General features: G+C 65.7%; 22 protein-coding genes. 8 read left to right on the top strand and 14 right to left on the bottom strand.

Translation table 11 applies throughout. The annotated features are described in order from the left end of the window. The first annotated feature begins 41 nt into the window (after window positions 1-41). Complete coding sequence (locus PV772_RS01860) at window positions 42-548, top strand: GNAT family N-acetyltransferase (protein ID WP_347885203.1); 507 nt, start codon at window positions 42-44, stop codon at window positions 546-548. Beyond that, a complete protein-coding gene (locus PV772_RS01855; protein WP_347885202.1) occupies window positions 541-1,890 on the top strand; it encodes an alpha/beta fold hydrolase in 1,350 nt (449 codons plus the stop codon). Before PV772_RS01860 ends, PV772_RS01855 begins: the two co-directional genes overlap by 8 nt. Here PV772_RS01855 and PV772_RS01850 read toward each other — a convergent pair. The 4 genes from PV772_RS01850 to coaE form a co-directional block, all read right to left on the bottom strand. Beyond that, complete coding sequence (locus PV772_RS01850; RefSeq protein ID WP_347885201.1) at window positions 1,864-3,207, bottom strand: MFS transporter; 1,344 nt, start codon at window positions 3,205-3,207, stop codon at window positions 1,864-1,866. The genes PV772_RS01855 and PV772_RS01850 overlap by 27 nt on opposite strands. 127 nt (window positions 3,208-3,334) lie before the next feature. After that, window positions 3,335-4,363, bottom strand: a complete 1,029-nt coding sequence (locus tag PV772_RS01845) for a TerC family protein (RefSeq protein WP_141160523.1) — start codon at window positions 4,361-4,363, stop codon at window positions 3,335-3,337. Window positions 4,364-4,551: 188 nt separating this feature from the next. Then, window positions 4,552-6,666 carry an excinuclease ABC subunit UvrB gene (gene uvrB, locus PV772_RS01840; RefSeq protein ID WP_347885200.1) on the bottom strand — a complete coding sequence of 705 codons (2,115 nt, stop codon included), beginning with the start codon at window positions 6,664-6,666 and terminating at the stop codon, window positions 4,552-4,554. A gap of 79 nt (window positions 6,667-6,745) precedes the next feature. Beyond that, window positions 6,746-7,960, bottom strand: a complete 1,215-nt coding sequence (gene coaE / locus PV772_RS01835) for a dephospho-CoA kinase (protein ID WP_307356666.1) — start codon at window positions 7,958-7,960, stop codon at window positions 6,746-6,748. A gap of 57 nt (window positions 7,961-8,017) precedes the next feature. On the opposite strand from coaE, the gene PV772_RS01830 reads away from it, so the two are divergent. The 4 genes from PV772_RS01830 to PV772_RS01815 are packed head-to-tail and all read left to right on the top strand — an operon-like array spanning window position 8,018 to window position 11,423. Further along, on the top strand, window positions 8,018-8,956 hold the full coding sequence (locus PV772_RS01830) for an ATP-binding cassette domain-containing protein (RefSeq protein WP_141160526.1): 939 nt from the start codon (window positions 8,018-8,020) through the stop codon (window positions 8,954-8,956). Window positions 8,957-8,958: 2 nt separating this feature from the next. Next, complete coding sequence (locus tag PV772_RS01825) at window positions 8,959-10,239, top strand: ABC transporter permease (RefSeq protein WP_347885199.1); 1,281 nt, start codon at window positions 8,959-8,961, stop codon at window positions 10,237-10,239. Between the two features lie 10 nt (window positions 10,240-10,249). Beyond that, the gene (locus PV772_RS01820; protein ID WP_347885198.1) at window positions 10,250-10,939 is read left to right on the top strand and encodes a YigZ family protein; all 690 of its coding nucleotides are present in this window, start codon (window positions 10,250-10,252) and stop codon (window positions 10,937-10,939) included. Continuing rightward, window positions 10,923-11,423, top strand: a complete 501-nt coding sequence (locus PV772_RS01815) for a GNAT family N-acetyltransferase (protein WP_347885197.1) — start codon at window positions 10,923-10,925, stop codon at window positions 11,421-11,423. The genes PV772_RS01820 and PV772_RS01815 overlap by 17 nt, the downstream gene beginning before the upstream one ends. Window positions 11,424-11,567: 144 nt before the next feature. Here the strand turns inward: PV772_RS01815 and rpsA are convergent, their stop codons facing one another. From rpsA to polA, 3 genes are all read right to left on the bottom strand, one after another. Continuing rightward, entirely contained in the window at window positions 11,568-13,043 is a 1,476-nt protein-coding gene (gene rpsA / locus PV772_RS01810; RefSeq protein WP_018761235.1) for a 30S ribosomal protein S1, read from the bottom strand. A 235-nt stretch (window positions 13,044-13,278) separates the two neighbouring features. Continuing rightward, window positions 13,279-14,577: a GNAT family N-acetyltransferase gene (locus PV772_RS01805; RefSeq protein WP_347885196.1), complete on the bottom strand. Its 1,299-nt coding sequence runs from the start codon at window positions 14,575-14,577 to the stop codon at window positions 13,279-13,281. 76 nt (window positions 14,578-14,653) lie between these two features. Beyond that, complete coding sequence (gene polA / locus PV772_RS01800) at window positions 14,654-17,494, bottom strand: DNA polymerase I (RefSeq protein WP_347885195.1); 2,841 nt, start codon at window positions 17,492-17,494, stop codon at window positions 14,654-14,656. A 19-nt stretch (window positions 17,495-17,513) separates the two neighbouring features. Here polA and PV772_RS01795 point away from each other — a divergent pair, with 19 nt between their 5' ends. Further along, window positions 17,514-17,978 (top strand): hotdog fold thioesterase, encoded by a 465-nt coding sequence (locus PV772_RS01795; protein WP_141160532.1) that lies wholly within the window; start codon window positions 17,514-17,516, stop codon window positions 17,976-17,978. Window positions 17,979-17,989: 11 nt separating this feature from the next. Here PV772_RS01795 and PV772_RS01790 read toward each other — a convergent pair whose 3' ends face one another. The 6 genes from PV772_RS01790 to PV772_RS01765 all read right to left on the bottom strand — a co-directional run bounded on the left by PV772_RS01790 (window position 17,990) and on the right by PV772_RS01765 (window position 21,985). Next, on the bottom strand, window positions 17,990-18,550 hold the full coding sequence (locus PV772_RS01790; protein WP_347885194.1) for a dihydrofolate reductase family protein: 561 nt from the start codon (window positions 18,548-18,550) through the stop codon (window positions 17,990-17,992). A gap of 74 nt (window positions 18,551-18,624) precedes the next feature. After that, a complete protein-coding gene (locus PV772_RS01785; protein ID WP_141160534.1) occupies window positions 18,625-18,846 on the bottom strand; it encodes a hypothetical protein in 222 nt (73 codons plus the stop codon). Continuing rightward, complete coding sequence (locus tag PV772_RS01780; protein WP_141160535.1) at window positions 18,843-20,090, bottom strand: inorganic phosphate transporter; 1,248 nt, start codon at window positions 20,088-20,090, stop codon at window positions 18,843-18,845. Before PV772_RS01780 ends, PV772_RS01785 begins: the two co-directional genes overlap by 4 nt. A gap of 152 nt (window positions 20,091-20,242) precedes the next feature. Next, window positions 20,243-20,749 (bottom strand): HAD domain-containing protein, encoded by a 507-nt coding sequence (locus tag PV772_RS01775; protein WP_141181524.1) that lies wholly within the window; start codon window positions 20,747-20,749, stop codon window positions 20,243-20,245. A gap of 19 nt (window positions 20,750-20,768) precedes the next feature. Then, a complete protein-coding gene (locus PV772_RS01770; RefSeq protein ID WP_347885193.1) occupies window positions 20,769-21,455 on the bottom strand; it encodes a hypothetical protein in 687 nt (228 codons plus the stop codon). A gap of 98 nt (window positions 21,456-21,553) precedes the next feature. Continuing rightward, entirely contained in the window at window positions 21,554-21,985 is a 432-nt protein-coding gene (locus PV772_RS01765) for a VOC family protein (RefSeq protein ID WP_141181522.1), read from the bottom strand. 155 nt (window positions 21,986-22,140) lie between these two features. Between PV772_RS01765 and PV772_RS01760 the strand changes: the two genes are divergently transcribed. Continuing rightward, on the top strand, window positions 22,141-22,761 hold the full coding sequence (locus PV772_RS01760; protein ID WP_141160539.1) for an L-threonylcarbamoyladenylate synthase: 621 nt from the start codon (window positions 22,141-22,143) through the stop codon (window positions 22,759-22,761). Between the two features lie 123 nt (window positions 22,762-22,884). On the opposite strand, the gene ligD is transcribed toward PV772_RS01760, so the two are convergent. Then, complete coding sequence (gene ligD / locus PV772_RS01755; protein ID WP_347885192.1) at window positions 22,885-23,922, bottom strand: non-homologous end-joining DNA ligase; 1,038 nt, start codon at window positions 23,920-23,922, stop codon at window positions 22,885-22,887. Window positions 23,923-23,938: the final 16 nt, after the last annotated feature.

The raw sequence follows: 23,938 nt of genomic DNA, 5'->3' as shown, positions 1-23,938 counted from the left end.
CGCTGCGGCGGGCGCGGCGGACCCGGCGGTAAGCTCGGACAATGAGTTCAATCCGCCCCGCAATCCTGCAAGACGTACCCGCCATCCTCCGGATGATCCACGAGCTGGCGCGTTACGAAAAGGAACCCGACGCCGTCCGGAACACCCCGGAAATGCTGGAGCAGGCCCTGTTCGGCGTGAACCCGCGCGTCTTTGCCACCATGGCCGAGGACAGTGCCGGCGCGGTGCAGGGCTTTGCGTTGTGGTTCCTGAACTATTCCACGTGGGAGGGCGTGCACGGGATCTACCTGGAAGACCTGTACGTCAGCCCCGCTGCCCGCGGCGAAGGGCACGGCAAGGCCCTCCTCCAGCACCTGGCGGCGATTGCCGTGGAGAAGGGCTACGCGCGGGTGGAATGGAGCGTGCTGGACTGGAATGAGCCCTCCATCAACTTCTACCGCAGCCTCGGCGCGCGGCCCATGGACGGTTGGACCACGTTCCGCCTGACGGGCGTGGCACTGGACCGTTTCGGCCAGGCAACCTCCGCTCCCGCTGCCGCCCATGGCTGACGTGCGCAGGGCATCAGCCCCCGCTGCGGGACATGAGGTCAGGGCGACGCACGAATTCCGCGGGATGCGCACGGTGGAGCACTATTTCACTGTCCCCCTGGACCATGCCGAGCCCGCCGGCGAGGCCATCACGGTTTTCGCCCGTGAGTACGTATCCGCCGCCCACACCCCGGAGGCCGCCGCGCAACTTCCCTGGCTCCTCTTCCTGCAGGGCGGCCCGGGCGGGCGCGGCAACCGGTTTGGCTCCCTGGGCGGCTGGAGCAAGGCCGCAGCGCAGGACTTCCGTATCCTGATGCTGGACCAGCGCGGCACCGGGCTCTCCACCCCCCTTGACCGCAACACCCTGCCCGGCCGTGGGACCGCCGCTGAACAAGCAGCATTCCTGGAGCACTTCCGCGCTGACTCGATCGTGGCGGACGCCGAGTTGATCCGCCACGCGCTGGGCTCGCCCGCCTGGACCGTTTACGGCCAGAGCTACGGCGGCTTCTGCGCCCTGACCTACCTGTCGTTTGCGCCGGAGGGACTGCAGGAGGTGCTGATCACCGGCGGGCTGGCGCCGCTCTCAGGCAGCGCGGATGACGTGTACCGGGCCACCTACCAGCGCGTCGCGGCCCGTAACGATGAGTACTTCACCTGGTATCCGGAGGACAGGGCTACGGTTGAGAGAATCGCCCGCCACCTCCGAAGCACCTCCGAATTCATGCCTGACGGGAGCCCGCTCACGGTGGGGCGGTTCCAGATGGCAGGCGCATTCCTGGGCGGCAACACCCGCGTGGACAGCCTCCATTACCTGCTGGAGGACGCGTTCGTGGAGACGTCCGGCGTCCCCCGGCTGTCGGACACTTTCCTGGAGCAGCTGCAGGGGGTGGTCTCACGACGGTCCAACCCGCTGTATGCGCTGATGCACGAGTCCATCTACGGCCAGGACCAGGCCACCAACTGGTCAGCCTGGCGGATCCTCGGCGAGAACCCCTGGTTCAGGCCTGACGCCGAACCACTGCTCCTGACCGGCGAAATGGTGTACCCGTGGTACTTCGAACAGGACCCCGCCCTGGAGCCGCTGCGGGAGGTGGCTGACCTGCTGGCAGCCAAGCAGGATTGGAAGCCGCTCTATGACCCCCGGGTGCTGGCGGCCAACACCGTTCCGGCCGCGGCGGCGGTATACACGGATGACATCTACGTGGACCGGGATCTGTCCCTGCGGACAGCAGCCGCCGTGAACGGGCTGCAGGTCTGGGAGACTGCCGACTTCCATCATGATGGGATCGCCGACGACGGTGAGCGGATTTTTGCCCGCCTGCTGGGCATGGCACGCTCAGGCGGCCGCCGACCGCCGGCGTGATGTCCGGGTGACGACGGCGGCACCCAGGACGGCTGCTCCGGCCAGTCCGCCGAGCAGGTTCAGGCCGAGGTAGCCGGCGTAGCCCAGGACCAGCCCGGACGCCGCCCCGCCTACGGCACCTGCTGCGCCCATCAGCATGTCGGACACGCCCTGCACGGCCACACGGACTTCCCTGCCGACGCTTTCGGCCAGCAGCGTGGAGCCGGAGATCGTCGCAGCAGACCAACCCACGCCCAGCAGGACCAGTCCCACCGCCACCGCGCCGGTTGAGGACTCCCCCAGGCCGGCCACCGCGACGGCGGCGATCAGCAGCATGAAGCCAATAATGATGGTCTCCAGCCTCCCCGCCCTGTCGGTCAGCCACCCCATCAACGGAGACAGCGCGAACATCCCGGCGATGTGCAGGGAGATGGTGAAACCGATGATGACCAGTACGTCGCCAGCGGCAATGTGGCCCGCGTGCTGGCCCGGCCCTTCCACCAGGTGCTGCAGGTGCAGTGGCGTCATGGACATGACCCCAACCATCACGGCGTGGGCTGCGACGACGGCCGAAACCGCGAGCAGCGCAGTCCGGGAACCGCGAATGGCATGCAGGCCGCGGCGAAGCGACCCCCGGCTGCGTGGCGCGGCTGCGGCCGGGCGTTCCCCTTCCCCGGGCACGGTTGGCACGATGGATGCTGCTGCAAGCTGGCGTGCCAGCAGGAGCGGGTCAGGCCGCAGGCCGGCGAACAGGAGCACCGTGGCGATGAGGAGGCCGGCCCCGGAGATCACGAACGGGCCCGCGATGGGAGGTAGGCCCAGGAGTGTTCCCACGACCGTTCCGGGCTGGATGAGGTTGGGTCCGGCGACGGCACCAACCGTCACCGCCCAGACCACGGTGGACAATGCCCGGCCGCGGTGTTCGGCGGAGGCCAGGTCCACGGCGGCAAACCTCGCCTGCAGGCTCGCTGCCGTGCCGATGCCAATGCCTGCCGACCCCAGGACCAGCAGGACGAAAAGCCCGGATACAACGGCCAGGACCATGAGGACTGCGCCGGCCAAGGCAGCCGAGAGGCCGGCCACCTGCCCAGCCCGCCGTCCACGGCGTTCAGCCAGCGAGGCCAACGGCAGGGCCGACGCCGCGGCACCCAGGGTCATCACGGTGGCCACCGAACCCGCCCAGGCGCTGGAACCCGAGAGTTCCACGGCCAGGATGGAGCCGATGGACACGGTTGATCCGGTCCCCAGCCCACCAAACACCTGGGCCAGGCTCAACAGCAGGACGGTTCGCCGCTGCACCCGTCGCGCGCCCGGATCCATCGGAATCGTGCGGACCATGGTTCGAGCATAGTCCTGCGTCTGCGCATCCCACAGGGGGTGCGGACCGATGCGTCCTGCGGAGGCTTAAACAGGTAATCCCGGCCGTGGGGCCGGGATTACCTGATGTAAAGAGGCGGGTGCGTGCCTACTCGGCGTCGCTGTGGCTCTTCCGGGCGTCCTCTTCGAGGCGCGGATCGATCTTGGCAGCCTGGGCCTTGGAGCTGAGCAGGCTGGCGATAACCGCCACGATGATGGTGCCCACAATCACTGCGAGCGAGACGAACGTGGGGATTTCAGGTGCCCACTCGATGTGGTGTCCGCCGTTGATGAAGGGAAGCTCGTTGACGTGCATGGCGTGCAGGACAAGCTTGACACCGATGAACGCCAGGATGAAGGACAGGGCGTGCTTGAGGTAAATGAGCCGGTTCATCAGGCCACCGAGCAGGAAGTAGAGCTGCCTCAGGCCCATCAGCGCGAAGAGGTTGGCGGTGAAGACAATGAAGGGGCTCTGGGTGAGGCCGAAGATCGCAGGGATGGAGTCCACTGCGAACAAGAGGTCAGTGAGGCCGATGGTGATGAAGACGATCACCATCGGAGTGAAGACCTTCCTGCCGTTGACCACGGTACGCAGCTTGCCGCCGTCGAACTTCTCCGACATCGGGATGACCTTGCGGATCTTCGCGATCAGCGGGTTCTCCCGGTCCTCTTCCTCTTCACCCTCGTCCTGGGCCTGCTTCCAGGCTGTCCACAGCAGGAACGCGCCGAAGATGTAGAACACCCAGCTGAACTGCTCGATCACGATGGCGCCGAGCATGATGAAGATGCCGCGCAGGATGAGCGCAATGATGATGCCCACCATCAACACTTCCTGCTGGTACTTCCGGGGCACGGAGAACCTGGCCATGATGATGATGAAGACGAACAGGTTGTCGATGCTGAGGCTGTACTCGGTTACCCAGCCTGCGACGAACTGGCTGCCAAATTCGGGCCCCGTAAATGCAAACATGGCCCCGGCGAATGCCAGGGCAAGGGTGACATAGAAGGTCACCCACAGGCCGGCTTCCTTCATGGACGGTTCGTGCGGCCGCCGCACCACCAGGAGAAGGTCAACAAGGAGAATCAGGCCGAGGACGGCAAATGAGCCAACCTCAAACCACAGGGGCAAATCGAGCACGGGAAAGCCTTTCGCAGGGTACACAAAATGGTGTAAGTCTCTCCGGCCAGCCTGTGCACTTTGTGCTGATGTGGCGGCCCGCTACGCCCGGCAGGGCAACTATGCCCTGCGTGTTGACGATCGTAGCGCTTGGGATACTCCCCTACGTCCTTTAACTGTACCCCAAGCCGGACACCCGCCCGCGGACGTCAGGCGTGCCCTGCCGCCTGCATCTGGCGCAGCTCCTTCTTCAGTTCGCTGACCTCATCGCGGATCCTTGCCGCCACCTCGAACTGCAGCTCCGCCGCGGCTCCATGCATCTGTTCGGTGAGCTGCCCGATCAGGCCCACCAGGTCCTCAGCCGGTGCGGCGGCCAGCCCGTCGGAACGGACCTGCGCAGCGCCCTTCCTGGCAGCGGCCTTGTTCGCCCCCGTGATGCCACGCTTGCCCTTGCCGTAGTCGAAGCTGCCCAGCAGCGCATCGGTATCGGCGTCTTCCTTGGCCAACTGGTCCGTGATGTCGGCGATCTTCTTCCGGAGCGGTTGCGGATCGACACCGTGTTCCTTGTTGTACGCCACCTGGATGGCGCGGCGGCGGTTGGTTTCGTCGATGGCGTTGGCCATGGAGTCGGTGATCCGGTCCGCATACATGTGCACCTGGCCGGAGACGTTGCGGGCGGCACGTCCGATGGTCTGGATCAGTGAGGTGGAGGAGCGCAGGAAGCCTTCCTTGTCCGCATCCAGGATGCTGACCAGGGACACCTCAGGAAGGTCCAGGCCCTCACGGAGGAGGTTGATGCCCACCAGGACATCGAAGGAACCCAGCCGCAGCTCGCGCAGGAGCTCCACGCGGCGCAGGGTGTCGACGTCCGAGTGCAGGTATTCGACTTTCACGCCGTGGCCCAGCAGGTAGTCGGTGAGGTCCTCCGCCATGCGTTTGGTCAGCGTGGTCACCAGGACGCGCTCATCCTTCTCCACCCGGGTCTTGATCTCGCCGAGGAGGTCATCGATCTGTCCCTTGGTGGGCTTGACCACCACCTCGGGGTCCACCAGGCCGGTGGGCCGGATGATCTGCTGGACGAAACCGTCCGCTTTGCCCAGTTCGTACTTGCCGGGGGTGGCTGACAGGTAAACGGTTTGGCCGACGCGTTCCAGGAACTCGTCCCACTTCAGCGGCCGGTTGTCCATGGCAGAAGGCAACCGGAACCCGAAGTCCACCAGGTTCCGCTTGCGCGACATGTCTCCTTCATACATGGCGCCGATCTGGGGGATCGTCACATGGGACTCGTCCACCACCAGCAGGAAGTCGTCCGGGAAGTAGTCGAGCAGGCAGTGCGGCGCGGTGCCGGGCCCGCGGCCGTCAATGTGCGCTGAGTAGTTCTCGATGCCGTTGCAGAAGCCCATCTGCTGCATCATTTCGAGGTCGTACGTGGTGCGCATCCGCAGCCGCTGGGCTTCGACGAGCTTGTTCTGGCTTTCCAGCACCTTGAGCCGGTCGGCCAGCTCATCCTCGATCCGCTTGATGGCCCGCGCCATCCGTTCCGGGCCGGCCACATAGTGGGAAGCCGGGAAGACGTACATCTCTTCCTCGTCCCGGATGACCTCGCCGGTGAGCGGATGGAGCGTGTGGATGTTCTCGATCTCGTCGCCGAAGAACTCGATCCGGATGGCCAGTTCCTCGTACATCGGAATGATTTCCACGGTATCGCCGCGGACCCGGAAAGTGCCGCGGTGGAAGTCGACATCGTTGCGGGCGTACTGCATGGAGACAAACTTGCGGAGGAGGTCGTCCCGGTTCATCTCGGCGCCCTTGCGCAGGGTGACCATCCCGGAAATGTACTCCTCCGGCGTTCCCAGGCCGTAGATGCAGGACACGGTGGCCACCACAATCACATCGCGGCGGGTCAGCAGCGCGTTGGTGGCGGAGTGCCGGAGCCGTTCAACCTCCTCGTTAATGGAGGAATCCTTCTCGATGAAGGTGTCCGTCTGCGCCACGTAGGCTTCTGGCTGGTAGTAGTCGTAGTAGGAGACGAAGTACTCCACCGCGTTGTTGGGCAGCAGTTCGCGGAATTCGTTGGCGAGCTGGGCGGCAAGGGTCTTGTTCTGCACCATGACCAGGGTTGGCCGCTGCACCTGCTCGATAAGCCAGGCGGTGGTGGCGCTCTTGCCGGTGCCGGTGGCACCGAGCAGCACAACGTCCTTCTCCCCGTTGTTGATGCGTTCGGTCAGCTCCGCGATGGCGGCCGGCTGGTCGCCCGCGGGCTTAAACTCGCTGATCACTTCGAAGGGCGCTACAACACGGTTGATCTCCTGCGCAAGGCTCATGAATCTAATTTACCGCCGGGCACCGACAGTGATGGGTCCAATCCGTTACGGGCGAACATCCGCCAGGCGTGGAGCGGGGTCAGGAACCGTACGACGGCGGTTCCCACCCGGTGGCCCTGGCCCACGCCGCCATCAGGGGCCAGGCGACGTCAGTGAACCACGGTTCCTTGGCCTCCGCGTAGGACCTGGTGCTGTCCGGGCCCGCGTGCTCCGCCGCAAGCTCCGCCTTGTGCGCTTCATAGAGGCTCCGGGCCGAGGGATCGCTCCGCAGCCAGTCGCGGAACATGAGCGCGTACCGCCATCCAGCCGAACCGTGCGCGCGCACGTGCACATTGACGGCGCGGCAGGGGTCTGCGTTGGCGTGGAACCGCTTCAACCATTCGCCCTGGTCCGGGGCGTTGGGCTTGGGAGTGTCGGCTTCGACGTCCCGTACCGCCGGAAAGCCTGCAGCGGACAGCAGTGGTGCGATCGCAGCGGCGACCGCAAGGTCCGGCACAGCCACCTGGAGGTCGATGACGTCCTTGGCGGAGAGGCCGGGAACAGCCGTGGATCCGATGTGGTCCACTGCCAAAATCTGCTCCGGGGCGGCCGCCGCAATCCGGGCCCCAATCCGGGCCGCCTGCTGCGCCCAGTCAGCCCGGTGCGGTTCCAGGACCGGGCCGCCATTCCGGGCGGCCCGTTGGCCCGCAGCCAGGTTGCGGGCGAAGGGGACCAGCCGCCCGTCCCAGAGCCGGTCCACCTGGACCAGCAGGTGCTGCACCGTACCGGAGTTGTCCAGGACGGCATCGGCAGCGGCCAGCCGGTCACCGCGCGTGGCCTGGGCGTCCATCCGGGCACGCGCTGCTTCCCTGGTCATTCCCCGGTGCTCGAGCATGCGCTGCAGCCGCACGTCGTCCGGTGCATCGACGACCACCACCAGATGGAAGCTGCTGCCCTGGCCCGTCTCCACCAGGAGGGGAATGTCCTGGACCACCACGGCGTCACCGGGCGCCGCGGCCGTGATGGCGGCGGCGCGGGCGCGCACCAGTGGGTGGACGATGGCGTTCAAGGCGGCGAGGCGCTCTGGATTGCCGAAGACCGCCGCGCCCAGACGGGCGCGGTCCAGCCGCCCGCCGTCGTCGAGCATCCCTGCCCCGAACTCCTCCGCGATGCGCTGCAACCCTTCAGTCCCGGGCTCCACAACTTCCCGGGCCAGCGCATCCGCGTCAACCAGCACGGCGCCGCGTTCCAACAAATGCGCGGCCACCACCGACTTCCCTGAGGCGATCCCGCCCGTCAACCCGATTCTCAGCACACCCCCACCCTACTTAGCCGCAGCTGCATCCGGTGCCAATGCGGATAGGCTGAAGGCATGACTGCAGGGGGTGCGGCAGCGGAGCCGCTGGTCCATATCGAGGATTTCCGGATGGATTTCGGTGACACCACCGTGATTCGGAACCTGTCCTTCGATGTCCAGGCAGGTGAGACATTCGGGTTCCTTGGCAGCAACGGTTCGGGAAAGACAACGACCCTCCGCGCCCTCCTGGGCATCTACCAGCCGACGTCCGGAGTTCTGCACATCGACGGAAAGCCCTTCGAACCCGGTGATGGGACCCGGCTGGGGTACCTTCCGGAAGAACGGGGCCTCTACAAGAAGGAACCTGTCCTGGATGTCATGGTGTATTTCGGCCGGCTCAAGGGCCTGGGCAAATCGCAGGCCCGCAGCTGGTCCCTGGCATACCTGGAACGCGTCCAGCTGGCGGACAAGGCAACCATGACCCTGGACAAACTCTCCAGCGGCCAGCAGCAGAAGGTGCAGCTCGGCGTCACCATCATGAACGACCCCGAACTCCTGATCCTGGACGAGCCTACAAAGGGATTCGACCCGGTAAACCGCCGCCTGCTGATGGACATCATCGAGGAACACAAGCGCGGCGGGGCAACGGTGATCATGGTCACCCACCAGATGGAGGAAGTGGAGCGCCTCTGCGACCGGGTGGTGCTGCTCAAGGACGGCACCTCCCGCGCCTATGGGACGGTAGCTGACGTCCAGGATCAATTCGGCGGCACGGTCTACCGTCTTTCCTATGCGGGAGACCAGGTCCTGCCCTCCTCAACGCTGTACGACGTGGTCCGGCAGGGAGGCGGCCGCGCTGAACTCGTCCCGCGGCCCGGCGGCAATGAAGCGGCAGTCCTTCGGGAGCTGGTAGCCGCTGGACTGCCGGTCAGCGGTTTTACCACCTCCAGGGTCTCCCTTGAGGAGATCTTTATCCAGGTATACGGCGAACAGCACGCGGCCGGAAGGGTTTGACCATGACGACGACACCGGCCAGGAAATCCTCCCCCAGCCGCCACAACCTCGGCACCGTGGTGGGCTTCGAGTTTGTCCGCACCACCAAAAAGCCGCGGTTCTGGATCGCGACCCTGGCTATTCCGGTGGTTATGGCCATCATCTTCGGGCTGCTCTTCATCGGCAACAGCTCAAGGAGCGCCTCCGCCGATGCGCAGAAAAACGCTGCCCTGGCATTCAGCTATACGGACAGGTCGGGAATCATCCCGGACCAGGTTGCCGCCGCAATGGGCGGCACCAGGGCGGACAGCTCCACCGACGGGGCCCGTGAGGTGAAGGAGGGACGCATCGAAGCCTTTTTCGCCTTCCCGGCCAATCCTGCCACGGAGGCAGTGAAGGTTTACGGTGCTGACAAGGGCGTATTCGACAACGGCAAATACGAGGCGGTCGCCAAACAGCTCCTGGCCCTGTCAGCGCAGGCCAAGATCGGTTCCGCAGCCATCACCGCGGCCTCCGGCGGCAACATCAAGGTGGAGACGGAAACCTATCGGGACGGCCAGGTCTCCGGCGGTTTCGGAGCCGCTGTGCCGCCCCTGATGTTCCTTGTGCTGTTTTACATCACGATCATCCTGCTCTCGAACCAGATGCTGAACAGCACCCTGGAAGAGAAGGAAAACCGGGTCACGGAGATGATCCTCACTACGCTGAATCCCACCACCCTGATCGTGGGCAAGATCATTTCCCTGCTGCTGGTTGGCCTGGTGCAGATTTCCGTGTTCCTGGCCCCAATCGTGGTTGGGTATGCCTTCTTCCGCGAGAGGCTCTCGCTTCCGGACATCGACCTGCGGGACATCGTCTTCGAACCGGGGCCGCTGCTGGTGGGGGCCCTGCTCCTGCTGGGCGGGTTCACTCTCTTCACCGCCGTACTGGGCGCGATTGGCGCAGTGATGCCGAACGCCAAGGAAGCCGGGGTCATCTTCGGTCCGCTGATGGCCCTCATTTTTGTGCCGTTCTATGCCATCAGCCTCATCCTCAGCGACCCGCACTCCCCCATTGTCCAGGTGTTCACGTATTTCCCCTTGTCGGCCCCGGTCACCGCGATGCTCCGTAACGGCTTCGGCACGCTCAGCCCGGTTGAATCGGTGATTACCATTGCCGAGCTGTTCATCGTGGGAATCCTGGTCATGCGCCTGGCCATTCATTTGTTCCGCTACGGCTCCATCCAATACACGGGGAAACTCTCCATCATGAGTACCTTCCATCGCCGTTCGGGCGAGGAACAACACCCGCCGGCACCCCATTAGACTGGGCCGGATGCAGGAGCAAGAGAGCCGGGCCACCTCCTACACCACGCTGGCAGCGGGCCGGGACGTCCGGAATGAACTTCAGGTCAAGCGCTCCAGGTTCATCACGGTCCTCCGGAGGGCGGGCACGGAAGACACAGCCCGTGATCTGGTGGCCGGCCTTAGCCGCGAGTTCCACGATGCCCGCCACCACTGCTCTGCATTCGTCATCGGGCCGGACCGGACCGTCCAGCGTTCGAGCGACGACGGCGAACCCGCCGGGACTGCCGGCATCCCCATGCTCGAGGCCCTGCTGAAAAGGGAAACCGCCACGGGGGTGGCCGACCTCAGCGACGTCAGTGCCGTCGTCGTCCGCTATTTCGGCGGCGTCCTGCTCGGCGCCGGCGGCCTGGTCCGGGCGTATTCGGAATCAATCTCGACAGCCTTGGACCTGGCGCCCCTCGTCCGGCGCAGCAGGCGCCGGATCTGTTCCACCGCCGTTCCGCACGCGGCAGCGGGGCGGCTGGAGAACGATCTGCGCGCCGCGGGTATGGTCATGGCTGACACCAGCTACCAGGACCGGCACGCGGTGCTGCGGATTGCGGTGGCTGACAACGCTGCCGCCATTGCTGCCGCGGCTGACCGGCTGCTCCAACTGACGGCAGGCGCCGCCGAGCTTACTCCCGACGGGACGGAATGGATCGATGAGCCCCTCGACTGATGTGACCCTGGCGGACGTGGATGAGGCAGTGGCTGACCGGCTGCTCCAACTGGCCAAACGCGACGCCTCCCCTGATGAAGTGGCGCCCCCGCTGGGCGGCCCTGGCTGGAACCTCGAGCGCACGGCCTGGTTCTACGGCTACCACCGCGCTGCAGCCGCCGGGTTGGACGGTCCTGCGGCGGAAAAGTCCTGGGCCGTCTTCAACGGTCCTTGCATTGCCGGCTCCGTCCGGCTCAAGCGCGACCCCACGGCCGGGATCCCCTCTGCGGAGACCGGCATCTGGCTTGGCCGGAGCTTCCGTTCCCAGGGGATCGGCGGTGCCGCCCTGGACCTCGTCCTGGCGGAGGCCCGCCGGGCAGGCCTGAAGCGCGTCACGGCGCGTACCCTGTCCGGGAACCTCAGCGCCCAGCGGCTGCTCACAGCAGCAGGCGCGGCACTGACGCACGACGACGACGGGACGGTCCTCGCCGTCGTCGACCTTTAGCGCGGTAGCGGGGAGCCGTCCGGACGGCGGCCAGGGCACCAGACGTCTGTTGCCCGGAATGCACGGCGGGCGCTTTAAAGCACAGTGGGCCCCCGCTTTCGCGGGGGCCCACTGTGTCAGCCCGGGAAGTCCGGGCGGCGGCAATTAGTTGCCGGTCAGCTTCTCACGCAGGGCAGCAAGTGCCTCGTCCGAAGCCAGGGTGCCGGCACCGGTGTCGGTGGCAGCAGGCTCGGAGGAGTAGCTGGTGGCGCCGGAATCGCTGTCACCGGACGTTGCAGCTGCAGCGTCGTCGGCAGCGTGCTGGGCAACCTGCTTCTTGTGTGCTTCCCAACGGGTCTGGGCGTCAGCGTACTGCTGCTCCCAGGCGGCGCGCTGGTTCTCGTAGCCCTCGAGCCATTCGTTGGACTCGGGGTCGAAGCCCTCGGGGTACTTGTAGTTGCCCTCTTCGTCGTACTCTGCGGCCATGCCGTACAGGGCGGGATCGAATTCGGTGCTGTCGGCGTCGACGCCCTCGTTGGCCTGCTTGAGGGACAGCGAGATACGGCGGCGCTCAAGGTCGATGTCGATGACCTTGACGAACAGCTCGTCACCAACGGAGACAACCTGCTCGGCCAGCTCAACGTGACGCACGGCGAGCTCGGAGATGTGGACCAGGCCTTCGATGCCGTCTTCGACGCGGACGAACGCACCGAACGGAACGAGCTTGGTGACCTTACCCGGAACAACCTGGCCGAGGGCGTGGGTGCGGGCGAAGGTCTGCCACGGATCTTCCTGCGTAGCCTTGAGCGACAGGGAGACGCGCTCGCGGTCCAGGTCGACCTCGAGAACCTCGACGGTGACTTCCTGGCCAACTTCGACAACCTCGGACGGGTGGTCGATGTGCTTCCAGGAGAGCTCGGAAACGTGGACGAGGCCGTCTACGCCGCCCAGGTCCACGAATGCACCGAAGTTGACGATGGAGGAAACGACGCCGGGACGGACCTGGCCCTTTTCCAGCTTGTTGAGGAACGTGGAGCGGACCTCGGACTGGGTCTGCTCGAGCCATGCACGGCGGGACAGCACAACGTTGTTGCGGTTCTTGTCCAGCTCGATGATCTTGGCTTCGATCTGCTGGCCGATGTACGGAGCAAGGTCGCGCACACGACGCATCTCGACGAGGGATGCGGGCAGGAAGCCACGCAGGCCGATGTCGAGGATAAGACCACCCTTGACGACCTCGATGACGGTACCGGTGACGACACCGTCTTCTTCCTTGACCTTCTCGATGTCGCCCCAGGCGCGCTCGTACTGAGCACGCTTCTTGGAGAGGATCAGGCGGCCTTCTTTGTCTTCCTTGGTGAGCACCAGGGCTTCGACCTGATCGCCAACGGAGACAACGTCCCCGGGATCAACGTCGTGCTTGATGGACAGCTCGCGGGAGGGGATGACACCTTCGGTCTTGTAACCGATGTCGAGCAGGACTTCATCGCGGTCGACCTTGACGACGGTACCTTCGACGAGGTCTCCGTCGTTGAAGTACTTGATGGTGGCGTCGACAGCTGCGAGGAAGTCCTCAGCGGTACCGATGTCGTTAATCGCGACTACGGGGGTACCGGGCTTCTCGGTGGAGGTGATGGTCATGTAGTAGGGGCTCCGTTGTGGATAGTTAGTCGGTCAGGCAAACCGGCGCGCCCGCCTTATGGAACGCAGGCGCGATTCTCGGTGAATCCGATGGATTCCCCGGGTCATCCTGATTTGTGGATTGCTTTCAATGCCGTCTTTAGGGGACAGCAAGCGCGTGCACGTGGTACACGCCCGTTTATTCTAGTCGCTGCCGGCAATGGGGGTCAAAGCGGGCGGGGAGCCGGGACGGGGCTCAGAAGTGGGTCAGGCAGTGCGTCGCCCGTTCCACCGCAAACATCTGCCGCGCCCGAAGGGCGGCCCCCGGCCGCAGCTCGCGGATGGCGCCGGCAGCCTTCAGGGTCACCGGGCACACACCACCGAGGAAGATCGAGGACAGCGCGGCGACCCCCAGTTCGAGATCGGCGGCGGTGCCCTCGGGGAGGCGTTCGACGGCGGCCTGGCCGCCCTCCACGGTCAGCGCAAAATTCCCAGGGGTGAGGCCGAGCGGATCATCGACGTTGAGGACCAGCCGGCCATCGGCCGGGTAGTGCCGCGCAGCGAGGGCACGCGGAACGTCGAGAATCCTGAGCCAGAGCATGTCGCGGCTGTCCGAGGCGTCGATGCAGCGGGGGTCAGCCAGGGCCCAGGCAAGGGGATCATCCACCGGGGCCTCGTTCCAGGTGACCCGTTCAACGAGGTCGATGGCCGCCAGGTACTGCCAGAGTTCGAGGTAGGCGTGGTCGGTGGCGGCCACAAGGTCCACCACTTCCACCGTGTAGGGGGTGGTGTCCCAGCCAAGGAACTTATAGGAGACGTAGCCGTCGATGGTTGCGTCCGGGCCGTAGTGCAGCGCCACCTTGATGGCGGGATCTTCCTTGCCGTCGCGTCCCAGCGACCCGGAGGCCAGGTGCCGGTACCATTCCTGCCGGCCGAGGGACCCGGGCGTGTGCCGGTGGACGCGTTCGAACACGGCGGGAGCCACGTCCAGCAGTGTTTTGGGGTCCGCCACTTCCACGGCGCCCGTGGCCGTGTGCCGCAGGGTGAACCGGCCCGTGGTGTCCACCTTCACGGTGCGCTCGAGGCTTGCGACGCCGTAGCCGAACCTGCCGTAAATGCTGCCCTCCGAGGCTGTCAGCGCTGCCATGGCGAGGCCGTCGTCCTTGGCAGCCTGGAGGTCTTCGGTCATCATGCGGCGCAGGAGGCCGCGCCGGCGGTGCGAAGTGCGGACGGTCACGGCCGTGACCATCTGCGTCTCCAGCATGCGGCCGAAACCAATGTTCAGGGTCTTGCGGAAGGTCCCGAACGTGGCAACGGGCACCTCGGCAGGCAGCGAGGACGGGGCCACGGGACCGGTCTGGTACGCCCCGGTGAAGATCCGGCCATCGACCTCGTAGGTGGCAAGGGACCGCTCCCGGTGTTCGGGCGTTCGGGTGGAGTCGTGGAAACCGAACCCAACGGCCTTGGCCCAGGTTTCGGCCTCCGCGTACCCTTCGTTGCCTTTGGACACGGCGGGAAAGCGCCGGATTTCATAGTTTCCGCTCAGATCACCCATTTACCCGAGCCTAGCCAATGGATCCGGCGCTTGACCAGCACAAACGCACCGGCCGCCTGCTGGGCCGGCGTGAAGCCTAGTGGCCGGCGTCGTACCAGCTGGGGCCGACGCCGATCTGCACTTCCAGCGGCACGCTGAGGTCGGCTGCGGCAGCCATCTGCTCGGTGACGAGTTTCTCGACGGTTGCGCGTTCACCGGCGGCCACTTCGAGGACCAGTTCATCGTGGACCTGGAGCAGCATCCGCGATTTCAGCCCCTGGGACTGCAGTTCGGCGTGGACGCCCAGCATGGCGCGTTTGATGATGTCGGCGGCGGACCCCTGGATGGGGCTGTTGAGCGCAATCCGCTCGGCGTTCTCGCGCAGCTGGCGGTCGGTGCTGGTGAGGTCCGGCAGGTAGCGGCGGCGGCCTTCAATGGTGGCGGTGTAGCCGTCCACCCTGGCCTGGTCCACTACTCCACGGAGGTAGTCCCGGACGGCGCCGAAGCGGTCGAAGTAGTCCTTCATGAGGGTGCGGGCCTCATCGACGGAGATCTCGAGCTGCTTGGACAGGCCAAAGGACGTCAGTCCGTAGGCCAGGCCGTAGGACATGGCCTTGACCTTTGAGCGCATGGCACTGGTGACTTGGTCCGTGGGGACGTGGAAGATATTGGAGCCGACGAACCGGTGCAGGTCCTCGCCGTCCTTGTAGGCCTGGATCAGGCCTGCGTCGCCGGAAAGGTGTGCCATGATGCGCATCTCGATCTGCGAGTAGTCAGCTGACAGCAGGCACTCGTACCCGTCGCTGACCACGAAGATGCCGCGCACGCGGCGGCCTTCCTCACTGCGGATGGGGATGTTCTGCAGGTTGGGGTTGTTGGACGAGATGCGGCCGGTAGCTGCCACGTTCTGGGCATAGGTGGTGTGGATCCGCCCGTCTTCGGCCACGGACTTCTTCAGCGACTCGATCATCTGCCGCAGCTTGGCGGCCTCCCGGTGCGCCATGAGCTGGACCAGGAACTCATGCCCGGTCTTCTCCAGCAGGTTCTTCAAGGACGCAGCATCGGTGGTGTAGCCGGACTTGATCTTCTTGGTCTTGGGGAGCTGGAGTTCGTCGAACAGGACGGTCTGCAACTGCTTGGGCGAGCCCAGGTTGACCTCGTGGCCGATTGCGGCGAATGCCTGTTCCTGGGCCTGGTCGATCACCCTGGCAAGGTCGGAAAGCTGGTCGTCCATCTTGTCCATGTCGATGGCAATACCGGCGAGTTCCATGTCCGCCAGGACGCGGCTGACCGGCAGCTCCAGGGTGGACAGGAGTTCCTCGGCGCGGCGGTCCTTGAGTTCATCCTCAAAGAAACGGCTCAGGGCCAGCACCACGGCGCCGGCCTGGACCAGGGCGTCGGCTGCCGCCGTGTCGTCGCCGTCGAAGGACAGCTCCAGTTGACCCGCTTTGGCCGTGGCGGCCGGTATGCCCACGTTGAGGTGGTGCTGGGCGAGTTCAGCCAGTTCGTACGTGCGCCGGTCCGGCTGGATCAGGTAGCCGGAGATGGAGGTGTCGTCCACGACGCCCTCCAGCTCCAGTCCTCGGGCCGAAAGTGCCTTGAGCGCGGCTTTGAAACCGTGGATCACCTTGGGCGCCCCGGGATCGCGCAGCCATGTGGCCAGCACGTTTTCGGTTTCAGCGTCCTGGCCGGCAAGGTCGACATAGACTGCCGCGTCCCCGCGGACAATTGCCACCCCTGCAGCGTCCTCCCCGATCCGGCCGGGCACGAGGTCGACGGCCAGCGCTGACCGCTGCCCGGTGCCGCCGGCCAGGAACGCGGCCAGCTCCGCGGCACCGGCAGGGGTGCTGTAATTCGGGGTTTCGATGCTTTCGCGCTCCGCGGCGGGGGTGTCTGCGTCGCCGTACAGGGCAAATAACCGGCCGCGGATGGCCTTGAACTCGAGCTGGTCGAAGAGGTCCTCGATGGCGGCCTGGTCAGGGCGTGGCTGGTAGAGGTCGTCGAGGGTGACGGGGAGCTCGAGGTCGGTGTGGAGCTGGTTCAGCCGGCGGTTGCGCTTGACGGCGTCAACATTCTCCCGCAGGGCATCGCCCACTTTGCCGCCGATCGAATCGAGGTGTTCCAGGACGCCTTCGAGGCCGCCGTAGAGGTTGATCCACTTGGCTGCGGTCTTGGGTCCGACCCCGGGAACACCGGGAAGGTTGTCCGCCGTCTCCCCCACCAGGGCGGCGAGGTCGGAGTAGCGCCCCGGACTGACAAAATACTTCGCCTCGATGGCGGCAGCATCCATCCGCGGGATGTCGCTGACCCCCTTGCGCGGGTACAGCACGAAGACGTTGTCCGTGATGAGCTGGAACGCGTCCCGGTCTCCGGAAACGAGCAAAACCTCGAACCCGGCTTTCTCGCCCATGGCAGCCAGGGTGGCCAGGATGTCGTCGGCCTCGTAGCCCGGCATCTTGATGGTCTTTATGCCCCAGGCCTCCATGACTTGGCCGATGAGGTCGATTTGGCCGCTCATTTCACGGGGGGTTTCGTTCCGGCCGCCCTTGTACTCGCTGTACTCGGTCTTGCGGTGGGTGGATTCGTCGGAGACGTCGAACGCGACCGCGATGTGGGTGGGCTGCTGCTCCTTGATGAGGTTGATCAGCATCGAGGTGAAGCCGTGGATGGCGTTGGTGTGCTGGCCGTTGGAGGTGGAGAACTTGTCCGCCGGCAGCGCGAAGAAGGCACGGAAGGCCATCGAGTGGCCATCAAGGACCAGCAGCCGCGGCTGGCTGGTGATGGGGACCACCGGCGCTTCGGTGGCTGAAACAGACCCGCCGGCGGCGGGGGCGGCGCTCGTCACTGCAGGCTTTGGGGCGTCGGCGGGGCGCTGCCCGGCAGCCCCCTCATCGATGGCCTGGGACGGGAAGGGAGCCGGTTTGGTTGTTTCACTCACAGGTGCCAGCCTAGTTGCCATGACAGACAATTTCACGCCGGGCCCTTTCGCCAAAGAGCTGGCGGCCGCCGGGATCCCCGACCATATGCATGACTGGCTGGGCGCCTTCGGGGTCGGTGCCCTGGTGGTCAAGATGGGGATCCATTTCCTGGAGATGAGCCCGGAACGCACCGTTGCCACCATGCCGGTGGAAGGCAACACGCAGGTGGCCGGAATCCTGCACGGCGGCGCGCACGTGGTCCTCGCCGAAACCCTGGGCTCCTTCGCCTCCGGCATGCACGCGGGGCCGGGACGCCACGCCGTCGGAATCGAAGTCAACGCCACGCATCACCGGTCCATCGCTACGGGCCTGGTGACGGGCACCTGCACGGCGGTCCATTTGGGCCGGACCCTGGCCACCCACGAAATCGTCATGACCGACGCCCAGGGCCGGCGCCTCTCAACGGCGCGGATCACCAACCTGCTGCGGGACAACGCCGGCTGACGCGCGCGGCCTCAGGACTGCCGGCCGGCCGCCGGGTGAAGAAGGTACCGCAACTCCACGATCCCCCGGCCCAGGGTGCGTGAGGCAGCCAACTCCAGTGGCGGCGTCGGGCCCTTCATGGGCAGCAGCCGCTTTCCCTCCCCCAGCACCACCGGTATGACGGAGAGGATGATCTCGTCCAGCAGGCCGGCGTCGGCGAACTGGGCCGCCAGCTTGCCGCCGCCCACCACCCAGATGTTCCGGCCACGGGCCGCCTGGCGGAAGTCTGCCGTGAATTCCCGCACGTCCCCGCGCACGAAGGTGATGTCTGCCCCGTCCGGTGCCCGGTGTTCATGGTGGGTGAAGACATAGCAGGGCGTACCGTCGTACGGCCAGGTACCGGGTTCATGCTCCATCAGCCAGGCGTAGGTTTCCCCGCCCATGACAATGCAGCCCACACCGGCCATGAAGTCGTTGTAACTGTCGGTCCCGCCGTCGAAACCGTCGAACTGCAGCAGCCAGTCGAGATCGTCCGTGAGTGTGGCAATGAAGCCGTCGAGGGACGCGGCCACAAAGTATTGGATGCGCGGCATGGCCCCAGCCTAGCCAGCAGGCCCTGCTGGGCCAACAGGCCGGCCAATGGTGTGCGCCCCCAGCCCCGGGGCTGCTACTTGGTGAAGTACGGGATGATCAGGTACAGCCCGAGAAGCACAGCCACCCCGCACAGCCCGAAGCACAGGTACGCGATGGAGCGCTTGACCCCGGGGGACGCCTGCTGGGCATCGCCGGCGATGGCGGTGAACCGGACCCCAAGCGAGTAGAGGGTCACCACAATTGCCGCGGACACGAGCGTGGTGCCTGCAACGGTCAGGAGTTCCAACCACTTCATCGCTGATTCTCCTTGGAGTTGTTGGCTTTGGCGTCAGCCTGCGCCTTGGCTTTTGCTTCCGCCCGGGCGCGCGCCAGGGCCTTCTTCTTGGCGAACCGGACGGCCTGGCCGGCCTCCTCGACCTCGACGGCGTTCTGGTGGCTCACGGAGGACTTGCGGGAGTAGAAGAACATGAACAGGACCGCCGCGGTGCCGGCGATCGCGGCGATGAGGACACCAACGACGCCGGTCTTCACCAGCAGCGCGGTCAGGGCGCCGACGACGCCGGCGGCCGGCAATGTGAAGAGCCACCCCAGCGCGATCTTGCCCACCATGTTCCAGCGGACGGTGGTGCCGCGGCGTCCCATGCCGGAGCCGATCACGGAACCGGAAGCCACCTGCGTGGTGGAGAGGGCAAAGCCGAGGTGCGAGGAGGCAAGGATGGCAGAGGCGGTGCTGGTTTCGGCGGCGAAGCCCTGCGCGGGTTTGACCTCGGTCAGGCCCGAGCCCATGGTGCGGATGATCCGCCAGCCGCCGGCATAGGTTCCGATGGCGATGGCAAGGGCGCAGGCGGTGATCACCCAGAGTTGGGGGCCGGAGCCGGGCGTCTGGCTGCCGGCAGCGATCAGCACCAGCGTGATGATGCCCATGGTCTTCTGTGCGTCATTGGTGCCGTGGGCCAGCGCCACCAGGCTGGAGGTAAAGACCTGGCCGGTACGGAAGCCACCGCGTTTCTGGGTGAGCTTGGACCCCGTCTCGGGATCCTGGCGTGCGGTGAGGGCGTAGGCCAGGCGGGTGCATACGTAGGCGGCAAGCCCTGCAATAACGGGGGCGAAGACCGCGGGCAGGATGACCTTCTGCAGCAGGCTCTCAAAGTTGACCGAGTTGAAGCCCGCTCCTACGACAGCGGCGCCGATCAGTCCGCCGAAGAGGGCATGCGAGGAACTGGAGGGCAGGCCCTTCAACCACGTGACCATGTTCCACAGAACGGCCCCCATCAGCCCGGCAAAGATGATTTCGGGAGTGATCTGCACGCCTCCGGACCCCTCGCGGATGATGCCGCCGGAAACGGTCTTGGCCACCTCCGTGGACAGGAAAGCACCCACCAGGTTCAGGACGGCTGCCAGGGCCACTGCTGTCCGGGGCTTGATGGCACCCGTTGCGATGGGCGTAGCCATGGCGTTCGCGGTGTCGTGGAAGCCGTTCGTGAAGTCGAAAAATAGTGCCAGTCCAATGACCAGCGCCACCATGAAGGTGATATCCACCTGTTGCCCAATCTGCAGAGTCGACGTTCAGCAGTTTCTCGTACCAGGCTGCCGTGGACAGCATAGTTCACCAGCTGTTTGCGTGGAATGACTTGTGTTGTTGGCACAACCGGTGGGAAACCTTATCGATCGTACGCGTCCACGGCATGAGGTCAAAACACGGGTCGGGCCAGAAATGCGTGGATCCGGTCGAGTTCCGCGGGCGTGATTCCGTGCCGTGGGTGGGGTGAGACCGTGAGGATGCGCCGGCCCAGGAAACCTGCCCATCGTTGCGCTTCGGCCTCGAATGCGAGCTGGTCGTCCACCCAGGCGACCGCCCTCGGCCCGGTTTCTTCGACGTCGTCCTGGATGGCGCGGAGTTTCCACCAGCCAGTCCCGCCGGCTGCGCCGTCTGCGGCCAGGTACGGCCAGCCGCCGCCCGTGAGTCCGATGGCGGGGCATAGGTATTGGGGCGCGAGTTCCTCCCAGCTGGTGAGCCAGACGCACCGCAGTCCCGGCATCAGGGCCAGGGAGTTCAGCCCTGCCACGAGCTCGGCCGCGAAGGCTACGGGCAGCAACCCGGCGTCGGCGTGCTGCCAGGAGGAACCCCAGCCGGTGGTCCCTTCGGGGCTGAACGGACAGATGACTCCGTCGACGTCCAGATAGAGGGTGCACTCCATCCCGCAGCCCCGGGCAGCCTCAGCCGCCGTGGAGCTGCGCGGCCCGGGGACCGGCGTCCAGTTCCGGGGCGAGTTTCTCCTCGAGTGCTGCGAGGGTAACGTCCGGCAGTGCTATGAGGCCGTCCAGCTCGCGCCGTACCCGTTTGTAGGCTGCCTGCCGTTCGGCGGGAGTGGCTGCCGAGTTCTCCGCGATCATGAGCAGTTTGCGGGCTGTGGCAAGGCGTTCACGTTCGGGTCCACTGAATTTGCTGTCCCTGATGCGGCGCGCTTCACGCTCGGCCACGTCCAGGGCCACGGCGAAGTTGTTGACCGCCTGCCGGTACGCGTCCAGACCGGACACGGACCGCAGGTCTTCGGCGTTCGCTGGACGCTGCCCGTCGGCTTCCCGTTTGGCGCGAAGGAAGGCCACGGTGAGGGGTTCGCGGACGTCGGTCATGAGGGGGAAGTCGATGAGTTTGCCCACGTCGAGCTCATACTCCAGCCAACGGCGGTTGGTGGCATCGTGCGTGGCCATCAGCGCGCCCACCTCCGCCGTCGACGCCTTCTCGGCTTCCACCGCCTGGTTCTTGAGGGCATGGAGTTCAACCCGGCGCCGGTGGCGGCGCTCCGCCGAACGCCGCCAGCCACCTGCCCACCGGCCGGCAAAAGCCATCAGAGGAAACACCATCCACCATTTATCGGACAGGAACTCCATCAAGGACCTCACGCCTTAATCCTCGCAGTCCGGGGGCGTGGCCTCAAGAAGCACCGGTAAGATCCGCGGGCAACCGGGCCGGCACCCCTCCAGCCGCTACCGCCGGGTGGTCACGGTGCCGCGGTTGCCTGCCCCGAGTTGACGTTCACCAGCCATGAGACGCCGAACCGGTCCGTGCACATGCCAAAGACGTCACCCCACGGCGCCTTCTCCATGGGGACTGTCACCGCTCCCCCGTCGCCGCTGAGCTTTTCGTAGTAGCCGCGAAGTTCCGCCTCGTTGTCGCCGCTCAGGGATACCGAAATGGCAGATCCTGCGTGGTACTCCATGCTGTTCGGGGTGTCAGCGCCCATGAGCACCAAGCCCTGGGTGGTGGTCAACATGCCGTGCATGATCTTCTCCGCTTCCGCGGGATCCTCGCTGGCTTGGAAGTCGCCGAAAGTGCTTAGCGTCAGTTCGCCGCCAAACACGGATTGGTAGAAGTTCATGGCATCGCGTGCATTATCGCGGAAGCTCAGGTAGGGATTGAGGATCGTGGGCATGTTGGGATCTCCTTCACAGTGCCGAAAGTTGCTGGGCCCGAAACCCGGGGCAGACAACATCCTGCCCGATCAGGGTGAGGACCGGTAGGGGGAACGGTCCCCTGTCCGGCCTGCCGCATGGTGCGGTGGGGGCCCGGGGAACGTAGGCTCGGGGCATGGCCAGATTTTTCGATGTTCATCCCCACGACCCGCAGCCCCGCGCCATTGCCCAGGCGGTGAAGATCATCCGCGACGGCGGCCTGATCGCCTACCCCACGGACTCCTGCTACGCCTTGGGTGCGCAGATGGGAAACCGGGAAGCCCTGGACCGGATCAGGAGCATCCGGCACCTGGACGACAAGCACCACTTCACGCTGGTCTGCCGGGATTTCGCGCAGTTGGGCCAGTTCGTGAACATCGGCAACGACGTCTTCCGCAGCATCAAGGCGGTGACACCCGGCAGCTACACCTTTATCCTGCCCGCCACCAAGGAGGTTCCCAAGCGGCTGCTGCACCCCAAGAAGAAGACCGTGGGCGTGCGCATCCCTGACAACCGGGTGGTCCAGGCGCTGCTGGCCGAACTGGGTGAGCCGTTGCTCTCCAGCACGCTGCTGCTGCCGGACGAGGAGGAGCCGCTGACGGTGGGCTGGGAGATCAAGGAGCGCCTTGACCATCAGGTCGATGCCGTGATTGATGCCGGGGACTGCGGTGCCGAGCCCACCACGGTGGTCGACTTCTCCAGCGGTGTGGCCGAGGTTGTCCGCCGTGGCATGGGCGACCCCTCCCGCTTCGAATAAACCTGCCTCTGATAATCCCGGGCCGCACCTGCGCTCCCGGGGCACTTTGGCGGGGCCGCCGTCGTAATTTCCGACGGCGCCCGGCGTGTCCGTGCCAAAGTGCCCCGTTTTGGAGGGCGCGGGTCAGTCGTTGTTGGCGTCAGTCTGCTTTTTCGCGCGGCTCGGCTGCACCCGGGGCGGTTCGCCGGGCATCTTGGGATAGTCCGGCGGAAACGGCATCTCGCCCAGGCCCGCCTTGGTGTCGCGGTCCCACCAGTCGAGCAGCGTGCCGATGGAGCCGGGGTTCCCGCCAAACCGGGACCAGGGGTCACCAACGGTCTTCAACCTGTCCGGGACGGTGAGGACAGTGAAGTCCTTGGGATCAACGGTTTCGAGTTCATCCCAGGTGAGGGGGCAGGATACCGGGGCGTGCGGAAGGGCCCGCGGGCTATAGGCGCCGGCGATGGTGCGGTCCCGGTTGGCCTGGTTGAAGTCCAGGAAGACCCGCTGACCGCGTTCCTCCTTCCACCACGCCGTGGTTACCTTGTCCGGCATGCGCCGTTCGACCTCCCGGGCGGCGGCGATGACTGCGTGCCGGACGTCCAGGAATTCGTGCACGGGTTCGATTGGCGCGTAGACATGCAGTCCCCGGTTTCCGGAGGTCTTGATGAACGATTCCAGCCCTGCCTCCGACAGGACGTCCTTGAGCACCAGGGCGGCCGGCACGGCGTCGCCAAAGTCGGTTCCGGGCTGTGGGTCAAGATCGATGCGCAACTGGTCCGGATTGTCGGTGTTCCCGGCGCGGGACGGCCAGGGGTGGAAGACCACGGTGTTCATTTGCACGGCCCAGACGGCGGCCGCCGGCTCGTCGAGGACCAGCTGGGGATGGGACCGGGCACTGGGGTACACCACCTTCACGGACCGGACGAAGTCCGGCGTTCCCCTCGGCGGGTTCTTGGAGAAGAACATCTCGCCCTCGATGTTGTCCGAGTACCGTTGGAGCGACACGGGGCGGTCCCCGTTGGCGGCGATGAACGCCTCCCCGACGTCGCAGATGTACCGTGCGAGGTCGAGCTTGGTCAGGCCCAGGTCGGGCCAGAGGACCCGGTTGGGGCTGGAGATGCGCATCTCACGCCCGCCGTTGGGACCCGGGACGGTAATGGTGGTTTGTTCGCTCGCCATGGGGACAACGTACACC

The sequence above is a fragment of the Pseudarthrobacter sp. CC12 genome (genome assembly GCF_039907755.1).
Lineage (GTDB): Bacteria > Actinomycetota > Actinomycetes > Actinomycetales > Micrococcaceae > Arthrobacter > Arthrobacter niigatensis.
The sequence above is the reverse complement of the archived record's forward strand: the minus strand, read 5'-3'. Positions and strand labels throughout refer to the sequence as shown.

Excerpts from the sequence above, each read along its gene's own strand:
- PV772_RS01795 (WP_141160532.1), top strand. The coding sequence starts at position 17,514 with ATGACAGACAATTTCACGCCGGGCCCTTTCGCCAAAGAGCTGGCGGCC.
- PV772_RS01815 (WP_347885197.1), top strand. The coding sequence starts at position 10,923 with ATGAGCCCCTCGACTGATGTGACCCTGGCGGACGTGGATGAGGCAGTG.
- PV772_RS01775 (WP_141181524.1), bottom strand. The coding sequence starts at position 20,749 with ATGGAGTGCACCCTCTATCTGGACGTCGACGGAGTCATCTGTCCGTTC.
- PV772_RS01805 (WP_347885196.1), bottom strand. The coding sequence starts at position 14,577 with ATGGGTGATCTGAGCGGAAACTATGAAATCCGGCGCTTTCCCGCCGTG.
- PV772_RS01790 (WP_347885194.1), bottom strand. The coding sequence starts at position 18,550 with ATGCCGCGCATCCAATACTTTGTGGCCGCGTCCCTCGACGGCTTCATT.
- PV772_RS01860 (WP_347885203.1), top strand. The coding sequence starts at position 42 with ATGAGTTCAATCCGCCCCGCAATCCTGCAAGACGTACCCGCCATCCTC.
- PV772_RS01855 (WP_347885202.1), top strand. The coding sequence starts at position 541 with ATGGCTGACGTGCGCAGGGCATCAGCCCCCGCTGCGGGACATGAGGTC.
- PV772_RS01825 (WP_347885199.1), top strand. The coding sequence starts at position 8,959 with ATGACGACGACACCGGCCAGGAAATCCTCCCCCAGCCGCCACAACCTC.
- PV772_RS01760 (WP_141160539.1), top strand. The coding sequence starts at position 22,141 with ATGGCCAGATTTTTCGATGTTCATCCCCACGACCCGCAGCCCCGCGCC.
- PV772_RS01765 (WP_141181522.1), bottom strand. The coding sequence starts at position 21,985 with ATGCCCACGATCCTCAATCCCTACCTGAGCTTCCGCGATAATGCACGC.
- PV772_RS01850 (WP_347885201.1), bottom strand. The coding sequence starts at position 3,207 with ATGGTCCGCACGATTCCGATGGATCCGGGCGCGCGACGGGTGCAGCGG.
- PV772_RS01820 (WP_347885198.1), top strand. The coding sequence starts at position 10,250 with ATGCAGGAGCAAGAGAGCCGGGCCACCTCCTACACCACGCTGGCAGCG.
- uvrB (WP_347885200.1), bottom strand. The coding sequence starts at position 6,666 with ATGAGCCTTGCGCAGGAGATCAACCGTGTTGTAGCGCCCTTCGAAGTG.
- PV772_RS01785 (WP_141160534.1), bottom strand. The coding sequence starts at position 18,846 with ATGAAGTGGTTGGAACTCCTGACCGTTGCAGGCACCACGCTCGTGTCC.
- PV772_RS01830 (WP_141160526.1), top strand. The coding sequence starts at position 8,018 with ATGACTGCAGGGGGTGCGGCAGCGGAGCCGCTGGTCCATATCGAGGAT.
- rpsA (WP_018761235.1), bottom strand. The coding sequence starts at position 13,043 with ATGACCATCACCTCCACCGAGAAGCCCGGTACCCCCGTAGTCGCGATT.
- ligD (WP_347885192.1), bottom strand. The coding sequence starts at position 23,922 with ATGGCGAGCGAACAAACCACCATTACCGTCCCGGGTCCCAACGGCGGG.